The organism is Methylopila musalis (genome assembly GCF_042679725.1).
In the GTDB taxonomy this organism is placed as follows: domain Bacteria; phylum Pseudomonadota; class Alphaproteobacteria; order Rhizobiales; family Methylopilaceae; genus Methylopila; species Methylopila musalis.
Window position 1 is genome coordinate 1 of the sequence record NZ_JBHTMX010000197.1, and the last position, 5,046, is coordinate 5,046.

Genomic DNA, 5,046 nt, shown 5'->3' on the forward strand with positions numbered 1-5,046 from the left:
GGGCGGCGTGGTCGGCGCCGGCGCCGGCGCCGTGGTCGGCGCGAACACCCGCGGCCCGCGCCGCTGCTACGCCACCAACCGCTACGGCGAGCGCTACAGCGTTCCCTGCCGCTACTGAGCGGAACGCCGTTCCGGGCTTCCGACGGGCGCCCTTAACGGGCGCCCGTTTTCGTTACTGGCCCCGGCGGCCCACATTGGCGAAGCGGCGGGCTTCCTCCGCCGCCCGGAACAGGGCCTTGGCCTTGTTGACGCACTCCGCCTGCTCGGAGGCCGGGTTGCTGTCGGCGACCACGCCGGCGCCGGCCTGCACGTGGATTCGGCCGTCCTTCACCACCGCCGTGCGCAGCACGATGCAGGTGTCCATCTCGCCATTGGCGCCGAAATAGCCGACGCAGCCGGCGTAGACGCCGCGCTTGTCCTTCTCGAGCTCGTCGATGATCTCCATGGCCCGCACCTTGGGCGCGCCCGAGACCGTGCCCGCGGGGAAACCCGCGACCAACGCGTCCAGCGCGTCGGCGTCGGCCTTCAGCCGGCCCTCGACGTTCGAGACGATGTGCATGACCTGGCTGTAATATTCGAGGAAGAACTGGTCGGTGACGCGCACCGAGCCGATCTCCGACACACGGCCCACGTCGTTGCGGCCGAGATCGAGCAGCATCAGGTGCTCCGCCCGCTCCTTGGGGTCGGCCAGAAGCTCGTCCGACAGCGCCCTGTCCTGCGCCGGGGTGGCGCCGCGGGGGCGGGTGCCGGCGATGGGACGGATGGTGACCTTGCCGTCGCGCGCCCGCACCAGGATTTCGGGGCTGGAGCCCACGATCTGGAAGCCGCCGAAATCCAGATGGATCAGGAACGGCGCCGGGTTGGTGCGGCGGAGCGCCCGGTAGAGCGCGAAGGCGGGCAGGTCGAACGGCGCCTCGAAGCGCTGAGACAGCACCACCTGGAAGATGTCGCCGGCCGCGATGTACTCCTTCGCCCGCAGCACCATGGCCTCGTACTCGGAGGGCAGGGTGTTGGAGGTCAGAGCGTAGCCGGCTTCCGGTCCGCTCGCCGTCGCGGGCTCGCGGGGCGCGGGGCGGTCCAGCCCCTCGACGATCTCCGTCAGCCGGTCCACGGCGCGGGCGTGGGCCTGGGCCGCGGTGACGCCCGCTTCCGGCCGCACGGGCGTGACGACGGTGATCTCGTCCTTCACGCCGTCGAACACGACCATCACCGTCGGCCGCATCAGGATGGCGTCGGGCACACGGAGCGCGTCGGGGTTGGGGGAGGGCAGCTCCTCCATCTCCCGCACCATGTCGTAGCCGAGATAGCCGAACACGCCCGCCGACATGGGCGGCAGGCCGGGCGCCACCTCGATGCGGGATTCGGCCAGCAGCGCGCGCAGCGCCTCGAGCGGGCGGCCCGAACAGGGCTCGAACGCCTCGAGGTCGGCGGCGGCGCGCTGGTTGATCTCGGCCGCGCCGCCCTTCGAGCGCCACAGCAAGTCGGGCTTGAGCCCGATCATGGAGTAGCGGCCGCGCGTGGCGCCGCCCTCCACGGACTCGAACAGGAAGGCGTTGGCGCGGCCTTCGGCGAGCTTCAGATAGGCCGAGACCGGCGTCTCCAGGTCGCCCACCAGCGTGGTGGAGACGACCTGCGCCTGGCCGGCGTCATAGGCGGAGGCGAAGGCCTCCAGCGGCGGCTGGATCAGCATCGGACGAGGCTCCGGAGCCCGTTTGAGGTGGGTCAGCCTTCGCCGCCGCCGACCACGCGCGTCACCGCGCCCTGATCGACGCGGGCGCCGAGATCGTCGCGCAGCTTGCGCACGAAGGAGGTGACGACGTCGCCGCCGAGGCTTTCCGCGATCTTGGCGGCCTGCCCGGTGGTGTCGGCGGCCTTGGGATCGAACGGGCGGGTGTTCTCGGCGGTCACCTTGAACACGAGCCGCGAGCCGTCCGCGCCGGGCGGCGTCTTGCCGAAGCCGTCCACCGGCGTCTGGAAGATCGCCGTGGCCTGATCCTGCGTCACCGCCGGCGCGCCGCCGAGACGGGTGGTCTCGGTCTGGTCGACCTCCAGCTTCTGGGCCTGCGCCACCTGCTCCAGCGTTTTTCCACCGGTGAGTTCGGCGATGATCTGGTCGGCGCGGGTCGCGAGGCGCTTGCGGGCCTGCTCCTCGCGCCAGCGGGTCTCCGCCAGCGGCTTCGCCTCCTCGAAGGTGCGGTCGCGGGCGGGCGAGACCTGCAGCACGTCGTGCCAGACATAGGCTTCGCCGGTGGCGACCGCCGGGTTCTCGGAGCCGACCTGCGCCTCGAACGCCGCCTTCAGCACGTCCGCCTGGGTGGCGAGGCCGGTGATGGGCTTGCCGGCCGGATCGAGCCCGCTGGCGTCCACCGCGTCGATGGTGCGCAGCGTCAGGTTCTGGGCCTTGGCGATCTCGGCCAGCGTCTGGCCGCCGAGGCGGGCCTCGTCGATGGCGTCGTGGCGGGAGCGCAGTTCGTCGCGGGCCTGCGTTTCGGCCAGCACCTTACGGATGTCGTTGCGCACGTCCTCGAAGCGGCGCACCTGCTGCTGCTGCACGCCGGTGACGCGCAGCAGCACGGTGGCGTAAGCGCCCTCCACCGGCTCGCTCACGGCGTTCGGCTGCAGCGCGAAGGCCACGTCCGCGATCTTCTTGTCGAACATCTGGGCCTTGGTCAGGTCGCCCAGGAACGCGTCCTGCGGGGTGATCTTGCGGGCGATCATCTCCTGTTCGAACAGCCCGCCGGCCTTGATGCGGTCCGAGGCGGCCTTGGCGTCGGCGAGCGAGGGATAGGCGATCTGCTCGATGGAGCGCTTCTCCGCCGTCACGTAGCGGGGATGGTTCTCGTCGTAATAGGCCCGGAGCTGCGCCTCGGGAATCTGCTTGGAGGCGGCGATGGCGGCCGCGTCCAGCGTCAGCGTGGCGAGCTTGCGGTATTCCGGCGCGGCGAAGCTCGCCTTGTGCTCCTCATAGAAGCTCTTGAGCTGCGCCTCCGACGGCGCGGGCACGGCGGCCGGCGCCTCTTGCTGGAGGGTGAGGTAGGACAGCGTGCGGCTTTCGGATTCGAAGGCGTGCACCGCCTCGCGCAGCACCGCCGGGGCCTGCACGCCGTCGGTCAGCGCGTCGGTGATCTGGCGGCGGGAGGTGAAGCCGCGCTGCAGCAGCACGTAGTCCTGCTCGCGCAGGTTGTTGTTGGCGAGGATGGAGTTGAACTGGGCGCGGTCGAAGCCGCCGGTCGGTCCGCGGAAGATCGGGTCGCCCGTGATCTCGCGCGCCACCTCGTCGTCGGAGACCGAGAGGCCGAAGGCCCGCACGCTTTCGTCCAGCGCCGCCTCGTTGATCAGGTTGTTCAGCACCCGGTCGCCGAGCCCCGCCATGCGGGCGATCTCCGGCGTGATCGGGCGCTTGGCCTCCTCGCTCAGGCGCCGCAGCTCGCCCTGATACGCCCGGCGGAACGTCTCCAGCGGAATCTGCTGCTCGCCCACCGACGCCGCCACATTGGCGGAGCCGCCGGTGCGAAACACGTCCGCCACGCCCCAGACCGCGAAGCTCAGCACGAGCACGCCCAGGAAGACTTTGGCGACCCAGCCGGCGGCGCCTTTGCGGAGAAGTTGCAGCATCGCGGATCACATGCCTTTGACGTCGGGCGCGACGACGCGCCGAAACTCTTGGAACGCGGACGTTTAGCGGCCCCCGTCGCAGGTCGCAAATCTCAAGAACGCGCGAATTGCCAGCGGGCCGCGTTTCGCTTAACCCGCGTGGCGAGAAAGACGCCAGAACTTTCCGGTTCAAGGATCAGGAGACGCCCCGCATGACCGTCGCGCGCAAGCCCCTCGTCGCCGGAAACTGGAAGATGCACGGCCTCGCGTCCTCCGCGCCCGAGTTCGTCCAGATGGTCGGCGCCTATCCGGCCATCAAGGACAAGGTGGACCTGATGGTGTTCCCGCCGGCGACGCTGCTGACGAGCTTCGCCACCGCCACCCGCGGCGCGGGCGTGATCGTGGGCGCGCAGGACTGCCACCCGGAGGCCTCGGGCGCCTTCACCGGCGACATCTCCGCCGAGATGGTGCGCGACGCCGGCGGCGGCGCGGTCATCGTCGGCCATTCCGAGCGCCGCGGCGACCACCGCGAGACCGACCAGCTCATCCGCGCCAAGGCCAAAGCCGCGTTGCGCGCCAAGCTCATCGGCGTGGTCTGCGTCGGCGAGACCGAGGACGAGCGCAAGAGCGGGCGGGCGCTCGAGGTGGTGGGCCGCCAGCTTGCGGGCTCCCTGCCGGACGAATCGTCGCCCGAGACCATCGTGGTGGCCTACGAGCCGGTCTGGGCCATCGGCACCGGGCTCACCCCGACGGTCGACGAGGTGGCGGAGACGCACCGCTTCATCCGCGACGAGCTGGCGCGCCGCTTCGGCGACACGGGCCGGGCGTTCCGCGTGCTCTACGGCGGCTCGGTGAAGCCCGGCAACGCGGCGGAACTGCTCGCGGTGGCCGACGTCGACGGCGCGCTGGTGGGCGGCGCCAGCCTGAAGGCGGAGTCCTTCCTCGCCATCGCCCGCGCCGCTTTCGCGTGACCATGGCCCCGGCGCTGGCGCGCGCGGTGCGCGTGGTGTAAACAGCCGCACTTCGTCGTCGACGCATGGCCGGCGACGCTTTCTGTCATTCACATCGCCGCGAGCCTCATGCAGACCGTCCTTATCGTTATCCACCTGATGATCGTTCTGGCGCTCGTCGTGGTGGTGCTGCTCCAGAAGTCCGAGGGCGGCGCGCTCGGCATCGGCGGCGGCGGCGGCTTCATGGCCGGCCGCAGCCAGAGCAACCCGCTGACGCGCCTCACCGCCTATCTCGCGGCGGCGTTCTTCGTCACCAGCCTGACGCTGACGATTCTCGCGGGCTATGGCGGCGGGTCGGTGCTCGACCGGCTCCAGCCGTCGAACGCGGCGGTTCCGCAGCCGGCCAACGCGCCCGCAGGCGCGGCCGGGCCACAGGCGCCGCTGGGCTCGGGCCAGGGCGGCATCCTCAACCAGCTGCGGCAGGAGAGCGAGCGCCGCGGCG

At 71.1% G+C, this 5,046-nt stretch carries 4 protein-coding genes; 2 read left to right on the top strand and 2 right to left on the bottom strand.

Annotated features, from left to right (window positions below; genetic code table 11):
- Positions 1 to 172 precede the first annotated feature (172 nt).
- Together trpE and ACFQ4O_RS14880 are read right to left on the bottom strand one after the other, a co-directional pair.
- Positions 173 to 1,690 carry an anthranilate synthase component I gene (trpE, locus tag ACFQ4O_RS14875; protein ID WP_378776694.1) on the bottom strand — a complete coding sequence of 506 codons (1,518 nt, stop codon included), beginning with the start codon at positions 1,688 to 1,690 and terminating at the stop codon, positions 173 to 175.
- Positions 1,691 to 1,722: 32 nt separating this feature from the next.
- Entirely contained in the window at positions 1,723 to 3,615 is a 1,893-nt protein-coding gene (locus ACFQ4O_RS14880; RefSeq protein ID WP_378776696.1) for a SurA N-terminal domain-containing protein, read from the bottom strand.
- Positions 3,616 to 3,806: 191 nt separating this feature from the next.
- Between ACFQ4O_RS14880 and tpiA the strand changes: the two genes are divergently transcribed.
- The gene (tpiA, locus tag ACFQ4O_RS14885; protein ID WP_378776698.1) at positions 3,807 to 4,565 is read left to right on the top strand and encodes a triose-phosphate isomerase; all 759 of its coding nucleotides are present in this window, start codon (positions 3,807 to 3,809) and stop codon (positions 4,563 to 4,565) included.
- A 108-nt stretch (positions 4,566 to 4,673) separates the two neighbouring features.
- Positions 4,674 to 5,046: preprotein translocase subunit SecG (gene secG, locus ACFQ4O_RS14890; protein WP_378776700.1), on the top strand; the 373-nt coding region annotated here is incomplete at its 3' end.